At 72.9% G+C, this 21083-nt stretch carries 24 protein-coding genes and 1 riboswitch; of the genes, 17 read left to right on the plus strand and 7 right to left on the minus strand.

Going from position 1 to position 21083, the window contains the following annotated elements:
- Positions 1-34: 34 nt before the first annotated feature.
- Positions 35-1078: a 3-deoxy-7-phosphoheptulonate synthase gene (gene aroF, locus BLS95_RS09730; protein ID WP_090930586.1), complete on the minus strand. Its 1044-nt coding sequence runs from the start codon at positions 1076-1078 to the stop codon at positions 35-37.
- 238 nt (positions 1079-1316) lie between these two features.
- Here aroF and BLS95_RS09735 point away from each other — a divergent pair, with 238 nt between their 5' ends.
- From BLS95_RS09735 to BLS95_RS09755, 5 genes are all read left to right on the plus strand, one after another.
- Positions 1317-1913, plus strand: coding sequence for a molybdopterin-dependent oxidoreductase (locus tag BLS95_RS09735; RefSeq protein ID WP_176993110.1), 597 nt, complete (start codon positions 1317-1319; stop codon positions 1911-1913).
- A 55-nt stretch (positions 1914-1968) separates the two neighbouring features.
- A complete protein-coding gene (locus BLS95_RS09740) occupies positions 1969-3126 on the plus strand; it encodes a sensor histidine kinase (protein ID WP_090930588.1) in 1158 nt (385 codons plus the stop codon).
- A 66-nt stretch (positions 3127-3192) separates the two neighbouring features.
- Complete coding sequence (locus BLS95_RS09745; protein ID WP_090930589.1) at positions 3193-3933, plus strand: LytR/AlgR family response regulator transcription factor; 741 nt, start codon at positions 3193-3195, stop codon at positions 3931-3933.
- 22 nt (positions 3934-3955) lie between these two features.
- Positions 3956-4246: a hypothetical protein gene (locus BLS95_RS09750; protein WP_090930590.1), complete on the plus strand. Its 291-nt coding sequence runs from the start codon at positions 3956-3958 to the stop codon at positions 4244-4246.
- Positions 4243-5736, plus strand: a complete 1494-nt coding sequence (locus BLS95_RS09755) for a sodium:solute symporter family transporter (RefSeq protein ID WP_090930591.1) — start codon at positions 4243-4245, stop codon at positions 5734-5736. The genes BLS95_RS09750 and BLS95_RS09755 overlap by 4 nt, the downstream gene beginning before the upstream one ends.
- A 342-nt stretch (positions 5737-6078) precedes the next feature.
- On the opposite strand, the gene BLS95_RS09760 is transcribed toward BLS95_RS09755, so the two are convergent.
- The gene (locus BLS95_RS09760; RefSeq protein ID WP_090930592.1) at positions 6079-6942 is read right to left on the minus strand and encodes a deoxyribonuclease IV; all 864 of its coding nucleotides are present in this window, start codon (positions 6940-6942) and stop codon (positions 6079-6081) included.
- Between the two features lie 162 nt (positions 6943-7104).
- On the opposite strand from BLS95_RS09760, the gene BLS95_RS09765 reads away from it, so the two are divergent.
- The 8 genes from BLS95_RS09765 (at position 7105) to BLS95_RS09800 (ending at position 12870) form a co-directional block, all read left to right on the plus strand.
- Positions 7105-8049, plus strand: coding sequence for an NADP-dependent oxidoreductase (locus BLS95_RS09765; protein WP_090930593.1), 945 nt, complete (start codon positions 7105-7107; stop codon positions 8047-8049).
- Positions 8050-8163: 114 nt separating this feature from the next.
- The gene (gene uraD / locus BLS95_RS09770) at positions 8164-8667 is read left to right on the plus strand and encodes a 2-oxo-4-hydroxy-4-carboxy-5-ureidoimidazoline decarboxylase (protein ID WP_090930594.1); all 504 of its coding nucleotides are present in this window, start codon (positions 8164-8166) and stop codon (positions 8665-8667) included.
- Positions 8664-8963 carry a hydroxyisourate hydrolase gene (uraH, locus tag BLS95_RS09775; RefSeq protein ID WP_090930595.1) on the plus strand — a complete coding sequence of 100 codons (300 nt, stop codon included), beginning with the start codon at positions 8664-8666 and terminating at the stop codon, positions 8961-8963. The genes uraD and uraH overlap by 4 nt, the downstream gene beginning before the upstream one ends.
- Entirely contained in the window at positions 8964-9827 is an 864-nt protein-coding gene (pucL, locus tag BLS95_RS09780; protein WP_090930596.1) for a factor-independent urate hydroxylase, read from the plus strand.
- Positions 9828-9832: 5 nt separating this feature from the next.
- The gene (locus BLS95_RS09785; protein WP_090930597.1) at positions 9833-10693 is read left to right on the plus strand and encodes an FAD binding domain-containing protein; all 861 of its coding nucleotides are present in this window, start codon (positions 9833-9835) and stop codon (positions 10691-10693) included.
- Entirely contained in the window at positions 10693-11208 is a 516-nt protein-coding gene (locus BLS95_RS09790) for a (2Fe-2S)-binding protein (RefSeq protein WP_090930598.1), read from the plus strand. The genes BLS95_RS09785 and BLS95_RS09790 overlap by 1 nt, the downstream gene beginning before the upstream one ends.
- Positions 11208-12593, plus strand: a complete 1386-nt coding sequence (locus BLS95_RS09795; protein ID WP_090930599.1) for an 8-oxoguanine deaminase — start codon at positions 11208-11210, stop codon at positions 12591-12593. Before BLS95_RS09790 ends, BLS95_RS09795 begins: the two co-directional genes overlap by 1 nt.
- 64 nt (positions 12594-12657) lie before the next feature.
- Positions 12658-12870 carry an EF-hand domain-containing protein gene (locus BLS95_RS09800; protein ID WP_090930600.1) on the plus strand — a complete coding sequence of 71 codons (213 nt, stop codon included), beginning with the start codon at positions 12658-12660 and terminating at the stop codon, positions 12868-12870.
- Positions 12871-12928: 58 nt separating this feature from the next.
- Here the strand turns inward: BLS95_RS09800 and BLS95_RS09805 are convergent, their stop codons facing one another.
- Together BLS95_RS09805 and metF are read right to left on the minus strand one after the other, a co-directional pair.
- Complete coding sequence (locus BLS95_RS09805; RefSeq protein ID WP_245764956.1) at positions 12929-14098, minus strand: winged helix DNA-binding domain-containing protein; 1170 nt, start codon at positions 14096-14098, stop codon at positions 12929-12931.
- A 30-nt stretch (positions 14099-14128) separates the two neighbouring features.
- Positions 14129-15049 carry a methylenetetrahydrofolate reductase [NAD(P)H] gene (gene metF / locus BLS95_RS09810; RefSeq protein WP_090930602.1) on the minus strand — a complete coding sequence of 307 codons (921 nt, stop codon included), beginning with the start codon at positions 15047-15049 and terminating at the stop codon, positions 14129-14131.
- A gap of 128 nt (positions 15050-15177) precedes the next feature.
- On the opposite strand from metF, the gene BLS95_RS09815 reads away from it, so the two are divergent.
- Complete coding sequence (locus BLS95_RS09815) at positions 15178-16245, plus strand: polyprenyl synthetase family protein (protein WP_245764957.1); 1068 nt, start codon at positions 15178-15180, stop codon at positions 16243-16245.
- A gap of 67 nt (positions 16246-16312) precedes the next feature.
- On the opposite strand, the gene thiE is transcribed toward BLS95_RS09815, so the two are convergent.
- From thiE to BLS95_RS09830, 3 genes are read right to left on the minus strand one after another with little or no spacing between them, the layout of a single operon-like run.
- The gene (gene thiE / locus BLS95_RS09820) at positions 16313-16951 is read right to left on the minus strand and encodes a thiamine phosphate synthase (protein ID WP_090930604.1); all 639 of its coding nucleotides are present in this window, start codon (positions 16949-16951) and stop codon (positions 16313-16315) included.
- The gene (locus BLS95_RS09825) at positions 16929-17303 is read right to left on the minus strand and encodes an Rv2175c family DNA-binding protein (RefSeq protein ID WP_090930605.1); all 375 of its coding nucleotides are present in this window, start codon (positions 17301-17303) and stop codon (positions 16929-16931) included. The genes thiE and BLS95_RS09825 overlap by 23 nt, the downstream gene beginning before the upstream one ends.
- Before the next feature lie 30 nt (positions 17304-17333).
- Entirely contained in the window at positions 17334-18503 is a 1170-nt protein-coding gene (locus tag BLS95_RS09830) for an NAD(P)/FAD-dependent oxidoreductase (RefSeq protein ID WP_245764958.1), read from the minus strand.
- Positions 18504-18555: 52 nt separating this feature from the next.
- Positions 18556-18672, plus strand: a riboswitch (TPP riboswitch).
- Between BLS95_RS09830 and BLS95_RS09835 the strand changes: the two genes are divergently transcribed.
- The 3 genes from BLS95_RS09835 (at position 18662) to BLS95_RS09845 (ending at position 21010) form a co-directional block, all read left to right on the plus strand.
- Complete coding sequence (locus BLS95_RS09835; protein ID WP_245764959.1) at positions 18662-20065, plus strand: FAD-dependent oxidoreductase; 1404 nt, start codon at positions 18662-18664, stop codon at positions 20063-20065. It overlaps the preceding riboswitch by 11 nt.
- On the plus strand, positions 20062-20262 hold the full coding sequence (thiS, locus tag BLS95_RS09840) for a sulfur carrier protein ThiS (protein ID WP_090930607.1): 201 nt from the start codon (positions 20062-20064) through the stop codon (positions 20260-20262). Before BLS95_RS09835 ends, thiS begins: the two co-directional genes overlap by 4 nt.
- On the plus strand, positions 20255-21010 hold the full coding sequence (locus BLS95_RS09845; protein WP_090930608.1) for a thiazole synthase: 756 nt from the start codon (positions 20255-20257) through the stop codon (positions 21008-21010). The genes thiS and BLS95_RS09845 overlap by 8 nt, the downstream gene beginning before the upstream one ends.
- The last annotated feature ends 73 nt before the right edge of the window (positions 21011-21083 follow it).

A 21083-nucleotide genomic window follows, 5' to 3' on the forward strand; every position in this document is an offset into this window, starting at 1 on the left:
CCCGATCGCTCGTGGCGGGTGAGGCGGCATCAGGTCAGGCGGTCACCCAGCCGTCCGCCGCGACCGCCGCGGACTTGCCGAGCAGCGCCGGGAAGTCGGTCATGACCTGGGCCAGCTCGCCCAGGTCGGCGTCCACCAGCGCCTGCGGGCCGTCGCAGAGCGCCTGGTCCGGCCGCGGGTGCACGTCGATGATCACACCGTCGGCGCCCACCGCGACGGCCGCCCGGGTCAGCGGCAGCACCAGCTCGCGCCGGCCGCCCGAGTGCGAGGGGTCGATGATCACCGGCAGGTGCGACAGGCGCTGCGCCACCGGCACCGCCGAGACGTCGAGCGTGTTGCGGGTCGCCGTCTCGAACGTCCTGATGCCCCGCTCGCACAGCACGATGTCCAGGTTGCCGCGCTGCGCGATGTACTCGGCGGCCATCAGCCACTCCTCGATGGTGGCGTTCATGCCGCGCTTGAGCATCACCGGCCGTCCCGCCGCGCCGACCGCCTGCAGCAGCGCGAAGTTCTGCATGTTGCGGGTGCCGACCTGCAGCATGTCGGCGTAGGAGGCCACCAGCTCCACGTCCCTGGCGTCGACCACCTCCGTCACGATCGGCAGCCCGGTCTCCTCGCGCACGTCGGCCAGGATGCGCAGCCCCTGCTCGGCCAGCCCCTGGAAGGCGTACGGCGAGGTGCGCGGCTTGAAGGCCCCGCCGCGCAGCAGGGCGGCGCCCGCCGCCTGCGCCATCCTGGCCGCCTCCAGCGTCTGCTCGTGCGTCTCCACCGCGCACGGCCCCGCGATCAGTGTCACAGTGCCGGGGCCGATCGGCACGCCGCCCACGTGGATCGTGGAGCGTTCCGGATGGTTCTCCCGGCTGACCAGCTTGTACGGCGTCGACACCCGCATGACGTCGCGCACCCCGCCCATCCCGCGCAGCGCCGCCGCGTCCAGCTGCGTCACGTCCCCGACCAGCCCCACGATCGTGCGCCGCACCCCCTTGCTGACGAACGCCTCCACCCCGGCCGACTGGACGACCGACACGATCGACGCCAGATCGTCCGCGGTGGCCTCGGGCCCCATCACGATCACCATGTGCTGCTCCTTCTGTGTCCGGAAATGCCGAAGGCCCCGGGTCCTGGTGGACCCGGGGCCTTCGTTCGCCTGTCTGCTAGCGCAGCGTCAGATGGCGAACGGACTCGGGTCCGTCGCCATACCAAAACAGGAACGCGTTGCGCATAGGTCCCAATCGTAGCGCACAGCACCCGCCCGCGAGCCATCGGAGATCCGGTGGCAGGATGGCTCAAGACGCGAGATCGGTGAAGGAGTGATCGTGGAGGAGTCGCGGCTGCCGCCGGGCCAGTACGTCCCACGCGGCCGACCCGTCATCCACTACGGCCGGGTGCCCCGGTTCAAGCCGGAGAGCTGGGACTTCCGTGTTTCCGGCGCCACCGCCTCGGGCGCGGAGCACCGCTACACCTGGAGCGAGTTCGAGCGGCTGCCGCGCGTGACCCGGATCGCGGACTTCCACTGCGTGACCAAGTTCTCGCTCATGGCCAACGAGTGGCGTGGCGTCGCCCCGGCCACGATCATGGAGGTCGCCCCGCCGGGCCCCGGCGTGAGCCACGTGATGATCTGGGCCGAATACGGCTACGGCGCCAACCTGCGGATGTCCGACTTCACGGCGGCGGACACGCTGTTCGCCACGGAGCTCGACGAGAAGCCGCTCAGCCCTGATCGCGGCTTCCCGCTGCGGATCGTGGTGCCGCACCTGTACGCATGGAAGAGCGTCAAATGGGTGCGCGGCATCGAATACCTCCTGGAGGACCGCCGCGGTTTCTGGGAGGAGCGCGGCTACCACAACATCGCCGACCCCTGGCGCGAGCAGCGCTACTCCTACCAGGAAGAACCCGGCGAAGGCCCCCCTTAGACTTCACGCTGAGTTTTCCCCCGGACACGGTCCGTTCTTGGCTACGGTTGCCCGCATGCTGACCACCGCGTGCGTGGCGCTGTCATGCCTGTTCTTCCTCGCGGGGTCCCTGGCCGGCTTCGGGCTCGCCCGGGCCCGGTGGCGCCCCGCCGCGCCGCAGTGCGGCCGCAGGTCGGACGAGGCGACGTTCACCACGCTGCACATCGCCGCGATGGCCGCCCCCGCCCTGCGCGCCGGGCTCACCCGCGACTCGGCCCGCAAGGCCGTGGGCCACCTGCACACGCTCCTCGGAACCCAGGCCGTCGCGATCACCTCCACCGACGCCGCGCTGGCCTGGGACGGGCCGTGCACCGACGACGTGCTCACCCACGCCAGGGCCACGCTGGCCGCCGGGCGGGCGCAGGTGTTCCCCGGCGAGCCGCACGGGGCCGTGGTGGTGCCGCTGACCGTGGACGGCACGGTCGTGGGCGCGCTGGCGGCCTTCGACGACGAGGTGAGCGCGGCGCTCGTGCGTACCGTCACCGAGGTCGCGAGCTGGGTCTCGGGCCAGCTGGAGCTGGCCGAGCTGGACGCCTCGCGGCGGCGCGCGCTGGAGGCCGAGATGCGCGCCCTGCGCGCGCAGATCTCCCCGCACTTCGTCTACAACGCGCTCACCACGATCGCCTCCTTCGTCCGCACGAACCCCAAGCGCGCCCGCGACCTCCTGCTCGACTTCGCCGACTTCGCCCGGTACGCCCTGCGCCGGGCGCACGACTTCACCACCCTGGCCGAGGAGCTGACCTGCGTCGACCGCTATCTGCTGCTGGAGCGCGCCCGATTCGGCGACAAGCTGCGCTTCAGCATGCAGGTGGCGCCGGAGGTGCTGCCCGTGCCGGTGCCGTTCCTGTGCCTGCAACCGCTGGTCGAGAACGCCATCAAGCACGGCATGCGGGGCCGCGGCGGGGCCGGCGAGGTGCGCGTGGTGGTGCGCGACGCGGGCCCCGAGGCGCACATCACCGTCGAGGACGACGGCGCCGGGATGGACCCCGAGTGCGCGCGGCGCATGCTCGACGACGACCCCGCCCGCGAGGGCAGCGGCATCGGGCTGGCCAACGTGGACCTGCGCATGCGGCAGATCTACGGCGACGGCTACGGGCTCGTGGTGGAGACGGCGCTGGGCGCGGGCACCAAGGTGCGGCTGCGAGTTCCCAAGACGCAACTCACCACATTGTAGCCGAATGATTACGCAGGGCTGGCGTGTCGCTTGTGACCTTTGCTTGTATACGGCAGCGTGGAGGACATGCTGAGAGTCCTGGTCGTCGACGACGAGGTGCCGGCTCTGGAGGAGCTCGCCTATCTGTTGCGCCAGGACGACAGGATCGAGCACGTCACGACCGCGGCCGACGGCGTCACGGCGCTGCAGGACATGGTCCAGATGATCGGCGGGGGTGAGCGGCTCGACGGGGTGTTCCTGGACATCAGGATGCCCGGGCTGGACGGGCTCGACCTCGCCCGGCTCGTCGGCGGCTTCCCCAGCCCGCCCCGGCTGGTGTTCGTGACGGCGCACGAGGAGTGCGCGGTGCAGGCGTTCGAGCTCGAAGCGGTCGACTACCTGCTCAAGCCCGTCAGGGCCGAGCGCCTGTCCGAGGCCGTGCGCAGGCTGGAGGCCGCCACCTCGCCCACCGCCGAGCCCGGCCAGGACGACGTCATCCCGGTCGAGCTGGGCGGGCGCACCAGGTTCGTGCCGCAGCAGTCCGTCTGGTTCGCCGAGGCCAAGGGCGACTACGTGCGCCTGCACACCGTCGACGGCAGCTATCTGGTGCGCATGTCGCTGGCCGCGCTTGAGCGCCGCTGGTCGGACGCCGGGTTCATCCGCATCCACCGCAGCACGCTGGTCTCGGCCCGGCACGTCAGCGAGCTCAGGTTCGAGGGCGGCCGGGTGACGCTCACCGTCGGCACCGAGATCCTTCAGGTCAGCAGGCGGCACAGCCGTCAGGTCCGCGAGCAGCTCGTCCGCCAGCATCGGGGTGTGATGTCGTGATCGGCAGCCAAGGCGTCGTGCGGTGACCGCGCGGCGGGTGGGCCTCCCGCGGCGGCCGGCCGCGTCCGGGCGGGCGCGCGCCCGCCCGGGCTCCGCGGAGGACGGACCCGACGTGCGGGCCGTCATGCGGCGGCAGTTACGGCAGGCGCTGCTGACCGTGGGCGCCATGGCCGGGCTGCTGGTGGGCGTCCCGGTGGTCGCCCTGTGGGTGCCCGCCCCCGGGGTGTGGGTGGCCCTGTCGATGGGCGTGCAGTGCGTCTGGGTGGGGCTGGCCGTGCTGCATCTGAGGCGGGCGGAGCGGCTGGAGCGATGACCGTCGCGGTGCTGACCGGGATCGCCTTCGTGCTGGTTCTGGGCGTCATGGTGGGTGCCGCGCGACCACGCCGCTCCAGCGGTGTCTCCGACTTCTACGTGGCGGCCAGGACGGTTCCTCCCTGGTGGAACGGTGCCGCGATCACCTCGGAGTTCACCTCGGCGGCGGCCTGCCTGGGCACCGCCGGGCTCATCGCCACCCGGGGCGGGCCGATGTTGTGGTATCCGGTGGGGGCCGCCGCGGGCTTCGTCGTCATCCTGGCGCTGGTCGTGGCGCCGTTGCGGCGCTCGGGCACGTACACGCTGCCGGACTTCGCCGAATGGCGGCTGGGGTCGGCCCGGTTGCGGCAGTTCGCCACCTGCTTCGTGCTGCTCATCGGGCTCGCCTTCCTGGTGGCCCAGCTGCACGCGGCCGGGATCGTGGTGCGGTTGCTGACCGGGCTGCCGCCGTGGCTGGGCTGGGCGGCCGTGGCGGCGGTGACGCTGGCGGTGGCGCTGGCGGGCGGGCTGGGCAGCGTGACGAGCGTGCAGGCCGTGCAGTTCTGGCTGAAGCTGGTCGTCTTCCTGGGGGTGGGGGTGGCCTGCTGGTGGATGTCCGGCACGCGGCCGGTCTCCTGGTTCGAGGAGGGCTACCGGGGCGGGACGGCGGAGCTGGCGGGGAGCGGCGACCCGTCGCTGCCGGGCGTGCTGACCGTGCTGCTGGCGTGCGCGCTGGGCACGATGGGGCTGCCGCACCTGATCGTCCGCCTCTACACCAACCGGGACGGGCACGGGGCCCGCAGGTCGATCGTGGCGACGCAGGCCATGCTGGCGCTGTTCTGCTTCGTGCCGCCGCTCTACGGGCTGCTGGGGCACGTCCACGTCTCGGGGGCGGCGGCGGACGAGATCGTGCTGCTGCTGCCCGCCAGGATGCACCCAGGGCTGGTGGGCGAGCTGCTGACCGGCTTGCTGGCCGCGGGGGCGTTCGCGGCCTTCCTGGGCACCACGGGCGGGGTGCTGGTGGCGGTCGGGGGAGCGGTGTCGGCGTCCCTGACGCGGGCCGGGGTCCGCGCCTTCCGCACCGCCGTGGGCGCGGTCCTGCTGGCCGCGCTCGTCCTGACCGCGGTCACCAGCCCGCGGGCGTCGGTGGCGCTGGTGCTGGTCGGCCTCAGCCTCTCGGCGGCCACGTTCTGCCCGCTGCTGGTGCTGGGGATCTGGTGGCGGCGGCTGACGGCGGCGGGGGCGGCGGCCGGGTTCGCGCTCGGCGGGGGCGTGACGGTCACGATCGTCGTGTGTGCGGAGGCGGGCGTGAAAATGGGCGCGCTGACCTCCTATCCGGCACCGGTGGCGGTGCCGGTCGCCTTCGCCGCGATGATAGGGATCTCCCTGGTCACACCGGGTCGGGTGCCCCGTGGAGTGGGGCGGATGATGGCCAGGATGCACCTGCCGGAACGGCTCCAGAACCCACGAACCTACCGTCCGTCGCTTCCGGGTGACCGCTCATCGCCTTAGCACTCTCCGTATGGCGATGACTACAGACCGTTCGACGAGCTGACCGTAAACGGGGTTTCGCCCACAAGATCGCGACCGTAGTGTTTCGGCATCGGAAAGCCACCTCGGCGCATCGGGGGGGACGAGCCGCAAAGGCTCACGCAGGTCTGATGCGCCGGATTCACCGGTGACCGCGCAGGTCGCCACGGCTGCCGGGCCCTCATCCGGGGGTAGGGCCCGCCATGCCGATCAGGTGATGGGGCACCCGCCGAGGCCGAAGATCGGCCCCGTGATCCGGCCTTCGGGGGCGGCCGGATCGCGCGAGTGGGTGCCCCTATCACGCTTTCCCGTCGATCGGCCGCCTTATCCCGGTTGGCCGGTCTCCGGGCCGCCGTCACGCAGTCGCTTCAGCAGCGCGATGTCCTCGGCGTGCTTGGGCGCCTTGCCCGGGGTCTCGATGCAGATGGGCACACCCGCCACGGCCGGATGCCGCATCATCTCGGCGAACGGCCGGCTCCCGATGTGCCCCGCCCCGATGTTCTCGTGGCGGTCCTTCTTGGCGCCGCACACGTCCTTGGAGTCGTTGGCGTGGATCAGCTTGAGCCGCCCCGGCGCGATCTTGTGCAGGGCGTCGAACGTCTCCTCCACCCCGCCCGCCGCGGCCAGGTCGTGCCCGGCGGCGAAGGCGTGGCAGGTGTCGAGGCAGACGCCGGCCCGCGGATGCCAGTCGAGCGCCGCCAGGTAGGGCTCCAGATCCTGGACGGTGGCGCACAGCATGGCGCCCTGGCCCGCCATCGGCTCCAGCAGCAGGTCGGGCCCGCCGTCGGGGATCGCGTCGAGCAGCGGCAGCAGGTTTTCCCGCATCTGGCGCAGCGCGTCGTCGCGCGACTGCGTCACCGCCGAACCGGTGTGCACCACGACACCCTTGGCGCCGGTCTCCACCCCGCGCCGCAGCGTGTGCCGGACGATCGCGATGGAGTTGGCCAGCGTCTCGGTGCTGGGCGAGCCGAAGTTGGCGAGATAGGGCACGTGGATGAAGGTGTCGACCCCCGACTCGACCAGCTTGGCGTCCTGGTCGGGCCGGCCCTCCGTGAGGGCCCAGCCGCGCGGGTTGGTGACGAACACCTGGATCATCTCGGCGCCGATCTCGGCCATGTATTTCAGGCCGCCTGTCGCCAGGCCGCCCGCCACGAGCACGTGCCCGCCGATCAGGGATGTTGGGGTCATGATGGGTCCCAGTTTAGGGGCAGCCTCCGACGCTCCTTCTGCCCGGCGTCGCCGCCCGCCGCACAAAGCTTGCTCCAAGAGCCCGCGCGCCCCCACTTGCCCGGGGCGGGCGCGGGGAACGCCCTACTTCGTCACAGCCGCAGGCCAGACGGGGGACAGCCCATGCGTGCCATCGCCATTTCCGACTTCGGCGCGGACCCGGAGCTCATCGATACGCCCGAGCCCGAGCCCCGCCCGGACGAACTGCTCGTACGGCTGCGCGCCGCCGGCTACAACCCGGTCGACACCAAGATCGCCGCCGGCGCCATGCGGGACCGGATGTCCCCCCGCTTCCCGATGATCATGGGCCAGGACGGCGCCGGGGTCGTGGCGGACGTGGGCTCCGAGGTGACCGGCTTCAAGGCGGGCGACGAGGTCTACGGCCGCTTCAGCGACCCCTCGCGCGGCCTGGGCAGCTTCGCCGAGTACGGCGTGGTGGCCCAGGACGGCCCGGTCGCCCTCATGCCCAAGGGCACGCTCCCCGAGCAGGCCGCGGCCGTGCCCACCGCCACCGTGACCGCCCGCGACATGGTCGAGGCCGCCCGCCTGGACGAGGGCCAGACCGTCCTGATCGTCGGCGCGACCGGCGGCGTGGGCCAGTCGGCCACCCAGTTCGCGGCACTGCGCGGCGCCCACGTCATCGCCACCGCCGCGCCGGACGCCGTCGACCTCATGCGGCACCTGGGCGCGACGGAGATCATCGACCACACCAAGGGCTCGATGCCCGGCCGGGTGCTCGCCGCCCACCCCGAAGGCATCGACGCGGTGATCGACCTGGTCACCCCGCCCGCCGCGATCGAGGCCGTCGCCGGGCTGCTGCGCCCCGGTGGCGTCATCTGCAGCGCCATCCACGCGCTCGACCCCGAGACCCTGGCCGCCAGGGAGATCCGCGGCGTGAACGTCGTCAACCAGGTCACCGGTCCCGTCCTCGCCGAGCTGGCCGACGTCATCGACAGCGGCGAACTGCGCGTGCGCGTCGAGTCGCTGGTGCCGCTGGAGCTGGCCACCGTCAAGCTCCGGGAGCTCCCCGGGCGCGGCGCCCGGGGCAAGACGGTGTTCACGATGTGAGGCCCCCGGCGGGAGGCCGTTGGAGCATGACACGAAAAGTCGTGGCCAACGGGGCGGGCACTTGGGAGTTCTGGCGGATGGACCGGGCACAGGGCACATGTGTGTACTGCTGACATGCCCACCCCACTCGACGCCTTCAACGCGCGAACCCCGGCCGAGGCCGAGGCGGAGCTGCTGGCCTGCTGTCACTCGCGTGCCTTCGCCGCCGAGGTGGCGGCCCGGCGGCCGTTCCCGGACCTCGACGGGCTGAGCGCCGCCGCCGTCGCGGCCGTACGCGGGCTGGAGTGGCCCGACGTGCTGGAGGCGCTGGCCGCGCACCCGAGGATCGGCGAGCGCGCCGGCGGCACCGGCCGGGCCGCGGAGTGGTCGCGGCAGGAGCAGTCGGGCGTGACGGACGGGTTGCGCGCGGAGCTCGCCGAGCGCAACCGGGCCTACGAGGCGCGCTTCGGCCACGTCTACCTGATCTGCGCCACCGGCCTGACCGGCGGGCAACTGCTCGCCAGGCTCCGCGAGCGGCTGGGCAACGACGAGGAGACCGAACGCGGCGTCGTCCGGCACGAGCTGGCCGAGATCACCCGGTTGCGGATCGCCAAGTCGATGGGGGAGGAGGCCCGATGAGCTTCTCGACACACGTGCTCGACGCGGTCACCGGGCTGCCCGCGGCCGGCCTCCACGTACGCCTGGAGCACGGGGGCCGGGTCGTCGCCGAGGGCCGCACCGACGCCGACGGCCGCGTCACGGGCTGGGAGGCCGGTGCCGGAGTCCACCGCGTCGTCTTCGACACCGGCTCCTACCTGGCGGAGACGTTCTACCCCGAGGTCGTCGTCACCTTCACGGTGACCGACCCCGGCCGGCACCACCACGTGCCGCTGCTGCTCAGCCCGTACGCGTACTCCACCTACCGAGGGAGCTAGATGTCCGTCAAGCTCGGCCCCAACCGCTACGGCAAGGCGGAGACCAGGCTCGTCCGCGTCGTCAGGGACGGTCCCGTGCACCACCTCAAGGACCTCAACGTCAGCACCTCGCTCTCCGGCGACATGGAGGCCGCGCACCTGACCGGCGACAACGCCGCCGTGCTGCCCACCGACACGCAGAAGAACACCGCCTACGCCCTGGCCGCCCGGCACGGCGTCGGCCAGATCGAGGAGTTCGCGCTGCTGCTGGCTCGGCACTTCGTGGAGTCGCAGCCGACGATCCACCACGCCAGGGTGCAAATCGAGGAGTTCGCGTGGAACCGCCGCGGCCCCCACTCCTTCGTGCGCGACGGGAGCGAGGTGCGCACGTGCGTCGTGCACCACGACGCCGACGGCCGCGCCACGGTGGTGTCGGGGCTGACCGACCTGGTGGTGCTGAACTCGGCGGGGTCGGAGTTCCACGGCTACCTGGTGGACGAGTACACCACGCTCCGGCCCACCGACGACCGCATCCTCGCCACCAGCGTGACCGCGCGGTGGCGGCACACCGGCACCGCCGTCTCCTCCTACGGCACGTCCTACGACGAGGTGCGGCGCAGCCTGCTGGAGGCCTTCGCCGACACCCACAGCCTGTCCCTGCAGCAGACGCTCTACGCCATGGGCGAGCGCGCCCTGACGGCCTGCCCGGAGATCTGCGAGGTCAGGCTGACCCTGCCGAACCGGCACCACTTCCCGGTGGACCTGTCGCCGTTCGGGCTGGACAACGACAACGAGGTCTTCCACGTGGCCGACCGCCCCTACGGCCTCATCGAGGGCGCCGTGCTGCGCGAGGACGCGCCGGACGCCGGATTCGCCTGGGAGTAGGAGAGATGGACTTCTTGCGCCCCACGACGTGGGAGGACGCGCTGGCCGCCAAGGCGGACCAGCCGGAGGCGGTGCCCGTCCAGGGCGGCACCGACGTCATGGTGGAGATCAACTTCGACCGGCGCAGGCCGCCGGCGCTGCTCGATCTCAACCAGGTGGCCGAGCTGCGGGAATGGGCCATGGTGGACGGCGCGTGCCGGGTCGGGGCCGGGGTGTCGTACACGACGGTCATCGAGGAGCTGGCCGGGCCGCTGCCGGGGCTCGCGCAGGCGGCGCGTACGGTCGGCTCGCCGCAGATCCGCAACCGCGGCTCGATCGGCGGCAACCTGGGAGCGGCCTCGCCCGCCGGGGACAGCCATCCGCCGCTGCTGGCCGCCGGCGCGGTCGTCGAGGTCGAGTCGCTCGCCCGGGGGGTCAGGATGATCCCCGCCGCCGAGTACTACCTGGGGGTCAAGCGCAGCGCGCTGGAGCCGGACGAGCTGATCAGGGCCGTGCACGTCAGGCCCGCCACCGGGCCGCAATACTTCTCCAAGATCGGCACCAGGAACGCCATGGTGATCGCGGTGTGCTCCTTCGCGATCGCGCTGCACCCCGGCGAGCGGCGGGTCGGCACGGGGATCGGCTCGGCCGCGCCCACCCCGCGCCGGGCGCCCGAGGCCGAGGAACTGCTGGCCCAGGAGCTGGACTGGGGCGCGCCCCTGGACCCGGCACTGGCCGGGCGCTTCGCCGAGCTGTGCGCGGCCGCCGCCGCGCCGATCGACGACGTACGCGGCGCCGCCGCGTACCGCGTGCACGCCATCGCCGTGATGGCCCGCCGCACGCTCACCTGGGCCTGGAACGACCATCTGGCAAGGAGGGCCGCCTGATGCGTGTCACCTTCACCGTCAACGGCCGCGAAGAAAGCGCCGACGACGTCTGGGAGGGCGAGAGCCTGCTGTACGTGTTGCGCGAGCGCCTCGGCCTGCCCGGCTCCAAGAACGCCTGCGAGCAGGGCGAATGCGGCTCGTGCACGGTCTACCTGGACGGGCTGCCGGTCTGCGCGTGCCTGGTCGCCGCGGGGCAGGCCGAGGGGCGGCAGGTGCGCACCGTCGAGGGGCTGGCCGACGGCGGCCGGCTCGATCCGGTGCAGGAGGCGTTCGTGGAGTGCGGGGCCGTGCAGTGCGGGTTCTGCACGCCGGGGCTCATCGTCCAGGCGCACGACCTGCTGGAGCGGGTGCCGCGGCCGTCGGACGCCGAGATCAGGGAGGCCCTGGCGGGCAACCTGTGCCGGTGCACCGGCTACGAGCAGATCCTCGACGCGGTACGACTGGCGGCGGCCCGGAAGATGGCCCGGAAGACGGCCCAGAAGATGGCCCAGAAGAAGGCACGGAAGGCGGACTGATGAGCGAGATCGTCATCGAGAACGTCCACATCGCGCCGGTCGCCGGCCCGGAGATCGAGTCCGGATATATCAGGATCGAGGGGGATCGCATCGTCGCCCTGGGCCCGGGACCCACGCCCGGCGCGCCCGCCGGCGCCACCCGGATCGACGGCACCGGCTGCCTGGCCACCCCCGGCCTGGTCAACACCCACCACCACCTCTATCAGTGGGCCTCGCAGGGGCTCGCCCAGGACGCCACCCTGTTCGAGTGGCTGGTCGCGCTCTACCGGGTGTGGGCCGCCATGGACGCCGAGGTCGTCAAGGGCGCCGCCACGGCCGGGCTGGGCTGGCTGGCGCTGTCCGGCTGCACCACCTCCAGCGACCACCACTACGTCTTCCCCAAGGGCCGCGGCGACCTGCTGGCCGCCGCGATCGAGGCCGCGGGCGAGGTGGGCATCAGGTTCCACCCGGCGCGCGGCTCCATGGACCGGGGCGAGTCGCGCGGCGGGCTGCCGCCGGACGTCGTGGTCGAGGAGCTCGACGACATCCTGGCCGCCACGACCGCCGCCGTCGACACCTACCACGATCCGTCGTTCTCCTCGATGGTGCGGGTGGCCGTCGCGCCATGCTCGCCGTTCTCGGCCAGCGGCGAGCTGATGACCGAGTCCGCCGCCCTGGCCAGGGACAAGGGGGTACGCCTGCACACGCACCTCGCCGAGACCCTCGACGAGGACCGGCACTGCATGGAGCAGTTCGGGATGCGTCCGGTCGACTACATGGAGAAGCTGGGCTGGCTGGGGCCGGACGTGTGGCTCGCGCACACCGTGCACCTGAGCGAGGCCGACGTCGGCAAGCTGGCGGCCACCGGCACCGGCTCCGCGCACTGCCCGTCCTCGAACGGGCGGCTCGGCGCCGGCATCGCCCCCGTGGCCGAGATGCTGCGCCGGGGCGTGAACGTGGGGCTCGGCGTGGACGGCAGCGCCTCCTCCGAGCTGACCCCCCTCGCCGGGGAGATGCGGCAGGCACTGCTGTTCCAGCGTGCCCGGTACGGTCCTGACGCCCTCACCGCCCGGCAGGCCCTGGAGCTCGCCACCCTCGGCGGCGCCCGCAACCTCGGCCGCGAGCGGGAGCTGGGCACGCTCGAACCCGGCAAGCTGGCCGACCTCGCCCTGTGGCGGGTGGACGGGCCGTTCACCGCCGCCGTCATGGACCCGGTCTGCGCGCTGGTCTTCGGGCCCCTGCCGCCGCTCGCCCGGGTGCTCGTCGGCGGGCGGAGCGTGGTGGTGGACGGCGAGCTGAGGACCGTCCCCCAGGACGCGGCCGGCCGCGCCGGGGCCGACGCGCACCGGCGGCTGATGCGGCTGGCGGAGGAAGCGGGGTTCGGGAGCGCGGGGCAGGCGCGTTGACCAGGGAGAAGCCGCCGATGACTAAGGTAGGAAATATCTGGACACGAGCACGAAGGGCGGCCCCGTGACGGCGGAAATCTCAGGCGAGCGGCTGGAACAGCTCAAGAGCACCTTCGCGTCGATCGACACCGACGGCGACGGCTACATCAGCGAGTCCGAGCTGAAGACCCACTTCCCCGGCCTCCCGGCCGAGGCCCTGGGCGCGATGAGCCAGGAGGCCGACTCCGACCAGGACGGCCGCTACTCCTTCGAGGAGTTCGTCCGCACGGTCGCGTAGGCCCACGCCTGTCACCCACCGCCTCGCCGTGGCCAGGGATGACGCCCTCCGGCCGGGGCTAGGCGGGGGGCGCCGCCGACAGCGCCCGTTCCAGGGGCGTGCGGAAGCGAGGGGTCACCGTGACCCCGCCGAGCCAGGCGGCCAGCCCGGCCGCCTCGGCCTCGATGGCGGCCCTGGCCTCGGCGCCCACGTCCGTCAGCAGCCGCCACACGATCTCGCCGGTGCCGGCCCGCTGCGCCCAGCCGCCCACCACCTGGCCGTCCCACCAGACGGTCGGGCCCACGTTGCCGCTGCGGTCGAACAGCTCGGCCCGGTGCGCGGGCGGCAGATACCAGTCGCGGGCCTGCCAGCCCATCGGCGTCGGGTCGAGCGCGGGCAGCAGCGCCGCCCACGGCTCCGGCTCGGCGACCTCCTCCAGGTCGTCCGGCAGCACGTAGCCCACGCCCGCGTCCTCGCCCAGCTCCACCTCGACCGCGCCGACGGCGGCCAGCGCTCCGCGCACGTCCTTCAGCGTCCAGCCGGTCCACCACTTAAGATCGGCCTCCGTGCCCGGCCCGAACGCCGCCAGCCACCGCCTCACCAGCTCCGCCCGCGCCTCGGACGGCGCCAGCTCGGTCGGCTCCGGCGCCAGGGCCCAGCGATGCTGCCCGTTGATCCAGGTCCCGCCCGCGCGCCCCCGGCGTACCAGGAGGCCGTCCATCGCCATCAGGTTGAGCAGCCGCGACCCCACGCTCACCAGGCCCTCGTACGGCTTGCCCACGCCGACCCGCACCTGCTCGCGCAGCCGCGGCTCCAGCGCGCCCAGCTCCGCCGCGGTCGCCTCGCCCGCCTCGGCCAGCAGCTCCAGCACCGACGCCTCGACGTCCTTGAGGCGAGCCTCGTCCCAGCCGCCCGGCCCGAACGTCTTCAGCATCGACGCCCGCTCCCTGCGGGCGATGGCCGCCATCGAGGAGTGGTGCACGACGGGCACCAGCTCCACCGGCACCACGAACACCGTCCGCCGCATCCCGGTCATCCGCACCAGCGTGCGGTCCTCGTAGAGGGCCCGCTCGACCGGCTCCGGGCCGGGGGTGAGGAGCCGGGCGCCCGCCGACAGGAACACCGTCGCCGGGTCGGTGCCGTGCAGCGCCACCACGGACGCCGCCGCCGCCTCCGGGGTGGCCGCCCTGGCCGCGAGCCGGTGCCTGGAGCCGAGCCTGGCCCGCCGCTGCCGCGCCGAGATCCGCACGAACGTCCCTCCTCCCGCCGCCACGGGTGCTCAGGCGGAGACGGCGATCCCGTCGAGCCGCTGGAACACCTCGCGTGAGGCGCTCGACTGGTTGAAGGTGATGAAGTGGATGCCCGGCGCGCCCTCCGCCAGCAACCGCCGGCACATCTCCACCCCGTGGTCGATGCCGAGCCGCCGCACCGCCGCCGGGTCGTCGGCCACGGCCTCGAAGCGGGCCGCCAGGCCCGCCGGGAACGGCGCCCCCGAGAGCTGCTCGGAACGGGCGATCGTGCTCATCCGGGTGACCGGCATGAGGCATGGGATGATCGGGGTGTCGCACCCCGCCGCCGCCACCCGGTCACGCAGCCGCAGATAGTCGTCGGCCTCGAAGAACATCTGCGTGATCGCGTAGTCGGCGCCCGCGCGGCACTTACGGATGAAGTATTCGGTGTCGGACTCGATGGACGGCGAGCGCGGATGCTTGTAGGGGAAGGCGGCCACGCCGACGCAGAAGTCGCCCGCCTGCCTGATCAGCCGCACGAGCTCCTCGGCGTAGAGCACGCCCTCGGGGTGCCGCACCCACTCGCCCATCGGGTCGCCGGGCGGGTCGCCGCGCACGGCCAGGATGTTGCGCACGCCGGCGTCGGCGAAGCGCCCCACCAGGTGGCGCAGCTCGCGGACCGAGTGGTTGACCGCGGTGAAGTGCGCGACCGGGGTGAGCGTGGTCTCATGCGCGATGCGCTCGACGATGTCGACCGTTCGGTCGCGGGTGGTGCCGCCGGCCCCGTAGGTCACCGACACGAACGTGGGCCGCAGCGACTCCAGCTCCCTGATGGCCCGCCACAGCTGCCGCTCGCCCTCGTCGGTCTTCGGTGGGAAGAACTCGAAGGAGAACGTGTGGCCACCGGAGGCGAGCAGATCGCGGACGGTGGGCACACGTTCCGGCCGGATGGAAGGTCGACCAAGCGCCATGGGCCCAAGATTACAGGTACGCACTCGGGCGGCGGCACCGTCCGGCTGGGGCCGGGGTGGCAGAGAGTGGCGGCCGGGAGACGTACCTGGGGATTCGATCTCCTCCACCCGGCCACTACGCTCAAGACATGACCACTGACGCCGCCGGAATGGACGTTCTGCGCACGCGGGTCGAGCGGGCGCTGGAGGAGTTCGTCGCACGGCGGTTGCCCGCCTCCGGCGACGCCGAGTTCGTCCCGCTGCGCACGTTCGCCGCCGAGCTGCTGTCCGGCGGCAAGCGGTTGCGCCCCGCGTTCTGCTACTGGGGCTGGCGCGGTGCGGGCGGCACGGACGTGCCGGAGATCTTCACCGCGGCCGCCTCGCTGGAGCTGCTGCAGGCCAGCGCGCTCGTGCACGACGACGTGATGGACAGGAGCGACCTGCGCAGGGGCATGCCGGCGGCGCACCGCCGCTTCCAGTCGATGCACGAGAAGTCCGGCTGGCACGGCTCGGCCGCGCAGTTCGGCGAGGGCGCGGCGATCCTGCTGGGCAACCTGCTGCTGATCTGGTCGGGCGAGATGTGGCGCACGAGCGGCCTGTCGCGCGAGGCGCTGGACGCGGCCCAGCCCGTGCACGACCACATGCGCACCGAGCTGATGTGCGGGCAATACCTCGACCTGCTGGAGCAGGCGCACGGGGAGAACACGTTCGAGTCGGCGCTGCGGGTGGCGCTGTTCAAGAGCGGCAAATACTCGGTGGAGCAGCCGCTGAGGCTGGGGCTGGTGCTGGCGGCGGCCGAGGTGGCGCCGTGGATGGACGAGCTGTGCACCGGCTTCGGCACCCGGGTCGGGATCGCGTTCCAGCTCCGCGACGACATCCTCGGGGTGTTCGGCGACCCGGCGCAGACGGGCAAGCCCGCGGGCGACGACCTGCGCGAGGGCAAGCGGACGATGCTCGTCGCCCGCACGCTCGCGGCCGCCTCGCCGGCCGGCGCGGCCACCGTGCGGCGCCTGCTCGGTGATCCGGAGCTGGACGGGGGCGGGGTCGAGACGCTGCGGGAGATCATCGACGAGACGGGCGCGCTGCAGGAGTGCGAGGACCTGATCGGCGACTACCTGTCCAAGGCGCTGGCGTGCCTCGACGTGGCGCCGGTCACGACGCAGGCCCGCGCGGCGCTCACCGAGCTGGCCATCGCCGCCACCTCGCGCAAGACCTGACCGCCTTCCCCCTGCCCGCGCTAGCCGGTGGGCAGGGGGCCACCCGCGTTCGGCGGGCCGCCGCGGGTCAGCGTGGTGCCAGGCGCTTGGCGAACTCCGCCGCGGCCGCCCCCGGATCGTCCGCGTCGGTGATCGCCCGCACCACCACCACCCGGCTCACTCCGTACGACAACATCTCGTCCAGGTTGTCGAGGTCGATGCCGCCGATCCCGAACCACGGCCGCGTGGTGTCCAGCGACGCCGCGTGCCGGAGCAGCGGCGGGCCGGGCGCGGGGCGGCCGGGCTTGGTGGGCGTGGGCCAGACGGGACCACAGCAGAAGTAGTCGACGCCCTCCTCCACGGCCGCGGCGGAAGCCTCGGCGGCGGAGTGGGTGGACCGTCCGATGACGATGTCGTCGCCGAGTATCTCTCGCGCGACCGCCACAGGGAGGTCGTCCTGCCCCAGGTGGAGCACGTCGGGCCGGGCGGCGTAGGCGAGATCCGCCCGGTCGTTGACGGCCATCAGCTTGCCGTGCCGGTCACAGGCGTCGCGGAACACCTCCAGCAGCGCGAGCTCCTCACGCGCCTCAAGATTCTTCTCGCGCAACTGGACGATGTCCACGCCGGAGGCCAGCACCGTGTCGAGGAACTCCGCCAGGTCGCCGCGGTCGCGGCGACCGTCGGTGCAGAGATAGAGGCGGGCCTCAGAAAGCGAGAGCTTGGGCACGCCGCTTGACCTCCGTGTGACGACCGGCTCTGATCGCTTGGATGGGCGATCCTGGCAGCGACTCGTCAGGAGTGAAGAGCCAGCGCAGCGACTCGACATCGTCGTAGCCGGCGTCCTGCAACACGGTCAGTGTGCCGGGCAGGCCCTTCATCACGTCCTTTCCGTCCAGGAACACCGCGGGCACCTGAGGCCCGCCGCTCCCGCGGCGCACGCCGAGGAGCTTGTGGTCCTTGAGGAGTTGCTTGGCCCGCCCGAGCGAGAGCTCCAGGCGCGAGGCCACTTCGGGGAGAGTGAGCCACTCGTCTACGAGTTTGTCGGTCTCCCGGTCGATCTGTGCAACAGAAAGCGTCACGAAACCACAACTACCACATGCCGTGCTTGCTCAAACAACACAATCCCGTAGGGAGACCTCTGGATCTACCAGGCGTTCCGTGTCGAGGGTGTGACCCGCGTCGATGATTCTGCGCCCCTGTACGAGATCGCGCGGCCGGTCCACGGCCAGCACCGCGGCCAGGGTGTCGGCGGCCGTGAGCCAGACGGCCGACCACGGGCCCTCGGGATCGCCGCGATAGATCATGCGCTCCCCGGCCGGGTGGTGGCCGGCGTACTGGACCATGTGCTTGAACTGCTCCGACCAGAAGTACGGCACCGGATCGTAGACCACGTCCTCGCCCAGCAGGCTGGCGGCGGCGACCTCGGGGGCGTTGAGCGCGGTGTCCCAGTGCTCCACCCTGAGCCTGGTCTGCCAGCGGCGCGACCACCAGGCGGCGCAGTCGCCGACGGCGACCGTGTTCGGCAGCGAGGCACGCAGGTGCTCGTCCACGACGACGCCGTTGTGCAGGTCGATGTCGGCGGCGGCCAGCCACTCGATCGCCGGGCGCACGCCGATGCCGGTGACCACCACGTGCGCCTCGACGAACTCGCCGTCCACCAGCCGCACGCCGCCCTCGTCCACGGACTCGACCATGGTGTTGAGGCGCAGGTCGATGCCGTCGTACCAGCGTTGGGTGCGGGCCCCGATCTCGGCGCCGACGGCGGTGGCGAGCGGGGCCGGGCCGGCCTCGATCACCGTCACCACGCACCCGGCGCGGCGGGCGGCCGTGGCCACCTCCGCGCCGATCCACCCGGCGCCGATGATCGCGACCCTGGCTCCTGGCACCAGCATGGCCCGCAGCTCGTGGGCGTCGTCGAGGGTGCGCAGCACCTGCTGGGGGCCGTCGCCGGGCAGCATGATCGGCTCGGCCCCGGTGGCGATGACCAGGCCGTCATAGCCCAGCTCGCCCTCCGTCGTCTCCACGACGCCGGGGCGCAGGGCCTTGGCGGTGACGCCGGCCCAGAAGTCGACCTCCAGCGCCGCGAGGTCGGTGTCCACGTAGCTGGTGTCGGCGTCGCCGAGCAGCACGGCCTTGGACAGGGGCGGCCGATCGTAGGGACGGTGCCGCTCCTGGCCTATCAGCGTGATCCTGCCGGTGAATCCGCGCCCGCGCAGCGCCTCCACCGTTCGCAGGCCGGCCAGGCCCGCTCCTACCACCACGACATGGTTCACGTTCATGACCATAACGGGGGCGGTGCTTGGATGTCGCACTGAGGCCGTAGGCTGGGGACGTTAGCCGCGCGGGAGTCCGGCCGTCACCGGGCTGAGAGGAAGGCTTCATCGGGCCTTCGACCGCAAGACACCTGATCCGGATCATGCCGGCGAAGGGAGCGCAGATGGATGTGATCGTGGGTGCCGGGGTCGTCGGGCTGTCGATCGCCTGGCGGCTGGCCCGCGACGGGCGGCCGGTCACCGTGGTGGATCCGGCCCCGGCCACGGGAGCCTCGCACGCGGCGGCCGGGATGCTGGCCCCGGTCAGCGAGGTCACCTACACGGAGGGGCCGCTGTTGCGGCTGGGCGTGGCCTCGCTGCGCCGCTGGCCCTCCTTCGCCGCCGACCTGGCCGCCGACGCCGGCCTCGCGGCGGCCGACTCCGGGTTCACGCCCGCCGGCCCGGATTCCGGGACCTTCGGCGGGCGCGCGGGGCCGGGGTTCACGCCCGCCGGCACGGACGGCGGGTTCGGCATCAGCGCGCAGGCGCGGGCCGGGCTGGACCTGCGGGCGGACGGCACGCTCGACGTGGCGTTCGGGGCCGACGACCTGGCGGCGCTGGACGAGCTGGCGGCGTACATGGACAAGCTGGGGCTGCGGGTCGAGCGGCTGACGGGCCGCGAATGCCGCCGCCTGGAGCCCATGCTGGCCCCCTCCGTGCGCGGCGGGCTGCTGGCTCCCGGCGACGCCTGGGTGGACCCGCGGCGGGTGACGGCCGCGCTGCTGGCCGCCCTCGACCGGCTGGGCGTGCCGCTCGTGCGGGCGCGGGCGGGCGGGCTCCTGCGCGAAGGCGACCGGGTCACCGGGGTGCGCCTGGCGTACCCCGGGGACGCGGAGCCCGGCGGGCCGCCGGAGCTGGGGGCCGACCGGGTGATCCTGGCGGCCGGGGTCTGGAGCACCGAGCTGGCCGACGTGCCGGTCCGGCCGGTCAAGGGACAGATCATGCGGTTGCGGTCACCGCAGCCGCTGCTCAGCCGGTGTGTGCGCGGCACCGTGCACGGCTCGCCCGTCTACCTCGTCCCCCGGGGTGACGGCGAGCTGGTGGTCGGGGCCACGCAGGAGGAGCTGGGGTTCGACACCAGGGTGACGGCCGGCGGCCTGTACGAGCTGCTGCGCGACGCCAGGGAGCTGGTGCCGGGCGTGACGGAGCTGGAGGTCGCCGACGTGGTGGCGGGCCTGCGCCCGGGCACACCGGACAACCTCCCGCTGATCGGCCCGAGCGGCACGCCGGGGCTGTTCCTGGCCACGGGGCACCACCGGGGCGGGGTGCTGCTGGCTCCCCTCACGGCGGCCCTCGTGTCAGGCGCCGTGGCGGCGGACACCGCGGACACCGCGGGCGGTGCGGCGATGCCGGCCGTGCCGGGTGCGGCGGTGCCCTCCGTGCCAGGAGCGGCGGGCGGAGCGGCGGGGACGGTCGGGGGAAGCACGGAGGCGGACGGCTCCGGCCGGTCCGTGGCGGATGCGGTGCTGGGTGACGAGGGCGAGTTGGCGGACTTGTGCTCGCCGGAGAGATTTCGGGAAATTTCATGATTGTGACGATCAACGGGGCCGCACACGAGGTGGCCGACGGGATTACGGTGGCGCAGGCCGTACGCACATTGACCGCGGCCACCACCGGCGTGGCGGTGGCCGTGAACGACGAGGTGGTCACGCGGAGCTCGTGGGAGACGACGGTGCTCGGCGACAGCGACCGCGTGGAGGTTCTGACGGCGGTGCAAGGTGGATGATCTGATCATCGCCGGGGAGAAGTTCTCCTCCCGGCTCATCATGGGGACCGGCGGCGCGCCCTCTCTGGAGGTGCTCGACCAGGCGCTGGCCGCGTCCGGGACCGAGCTGACCACGGTGGCCATGCGGCGGCTCGACCCCGCCGCCCGCGGCTCCGTGCTGGACGTGCTGCGCGAGCGCGACATCAAGGTGCTGCCCAACACCGCGGGCTGCTTCACCGCGGGCGAGGCGGTGCTGACGGCCCGGCTGGCCAGGGAGGCGCTCGGCACCAACTGGGTCAAGCTGGAGGTCATCGCCGACGAGCGGACGCTGCTCCCCGACCCGATCGAGACGTTCGACGCGGCCGAGCGGCTGGTGGCCGAAGGGTTCGTGGTGCTGCCCTACATCGGGGATGACCCGGCGCTGGCGCGGCGGCTGGAGCAGGCGGGCTGCGCGGCCGTGATGCCGCTGGGCGCGCCGATCGGCTCGGGGCTGGGCATCCGTAACCCGCACAACATCGAGCTGATCGTGGAGGCCGCCTCGGTGCCGGTGATCCTCGACGCGGGCATCGGCACGGCCAGCGACGCCGCTCAGGCGATGGAGCTGGGCTGCGACGCCGTACTGCTGGCCACGGCGGTCACCAGGGCGCAGCGGCCCGATCTCATGGCGGCGGCCATGAAGGCGGCCGTGGTCGCGGGGCGGCTGGCGCGGCAGGCGGGCCGCATCCCGCGCAGGCGCTACGCCGAGGCGTCCTCGCCGATGACCCCCTGACCGCGACGGCGCCGTCCCCACCCTGACAGGGCGGCTGTCCGGCCCTGGCAGTGCGGTCGTGACGTCCGCCCTG

Origin of the sequence: Nonomuraea jiangxiensis (assembly GCF_900099965.1) — a bacterium.
In the GTDB taxonomy this organism is placed as follows: Bacteria; Actinomycetota; Actinomycetes; order Streptosporangiales; family Streptosporangiaceae; genus Nonomuraea; species Nonomuraea jiangxiensis.

Coding starts and splice junctions, on each gene's coding strand:
- pucL (WP_090930596.1), top strand. CDS start 8,964: ATGTCCGTCAAGCTCGGCCCCAACCGCTACGGCAAGGCGGAGACCAGG.
- BLS95_RS09790 (WP_090930598.1), top strand. CDS start 10,693: ATGCGTGTCACCTTCACCGTCAACGGCCGCGAAGAAAGCGCCGACGAC.
- BLS95_RS09755 (WP_090930591.1), top strand. CDS start 4,243: ATGACCGTCGCGGTGCTGACCGGGATCGCCTTCGTGCTGGTTCTGGGC.
- BLS95_RS09785 (WP_090930597.1), top strand. CDS start 9,833: ATGGACTTCTTGCGCCCCACGACGTGGGAGGACGCGCTGGCCGCCAAG.
- uraH (WP_090930595.1), top strand. CDS start 8,664: ATGAGCTTCTCGACACACGTGCTCGACGCGGTCACCGGGCTGCCCGCG.
- BLS95_RS09795 (WP_090930599.1), top strand. CDS start 11,208: ATGAGCGAGATCGTCATCGAGAACGTCCACATCGCGCCGGTCGCCGGC.
- BLS95_RS09835 (WP_245764959.1), top strand. CDS start 18,662: ATGGATGTGATCGTGGGTGCCGGGGTCGTCGGGCTGTCGATCGCCTGG.
- uraD (WP_090930594.1), top strand. CDS start 8,164: ATGCCCACCCCACTCGACGCCTTCAACGCGCGAACCCCGGCCGAGGCC.
- metF (WP_090930602.1), bottom strand. CDS start 15,049: ATGGCGCTTGGTCGACCTTCCATCCGGCCGGAACGTGTGCCCACCGTC.
- BLS95_RS09745 (WP_090930589.1), top strand. CDS start 3,193: ATGCTGAGAGTCCTGGTCGTCGACGACGAGGTGCCGGCTCTGGAGGAG.
- aroF (WP_090930586.1), bottom strand. CDS start 1,078: ATGGTGATCGTGATGGGGCCCGAGGCCACCGCGGACGATCTGGCGTCG.
- BLS95_RS09765 (WP_090930593.1), top strand. CDS start 7,105: ATGCGTGCCATCGCCATTTCCGACTTCGGCGCGGACCCGGAGCTCATC.
- BLS95_RS09760 (WP_090930592.1), bottom strand. CDS start 6,942: ATGACCCCAACATCCCTGATCGGCGGGCACGTGCTCGTGGCGGGCGGC.
- thiS (WP_090930607.1), top strand. CDS start 20,062: ATGATTGTGACGATCAACGGGGCCGCACACGAGGTGGCCGACGGGATT.
- BLS95_RS09830 (WP_245764958.1), bottom strand. CDS start 18,503: ATGAACGTGAACCATGTCGTGGTGGTAGGAGCGGGCCTGGCCGGCCTG.
- BLS95_RS09740 (WP_090930588.1), top strand. CDS start 1,969: ATGCTGACCACCGCGTGCGTGGCGCTGTCATGCCTGTTCTTCCTCGCG.
- BLS95_RS09815 (WP_245764957.1), top strand. CDS start 15,178: ATGACCACTGACGCCGCCGGAATGGACGTTCTGCGCACGCGGGTCGAG.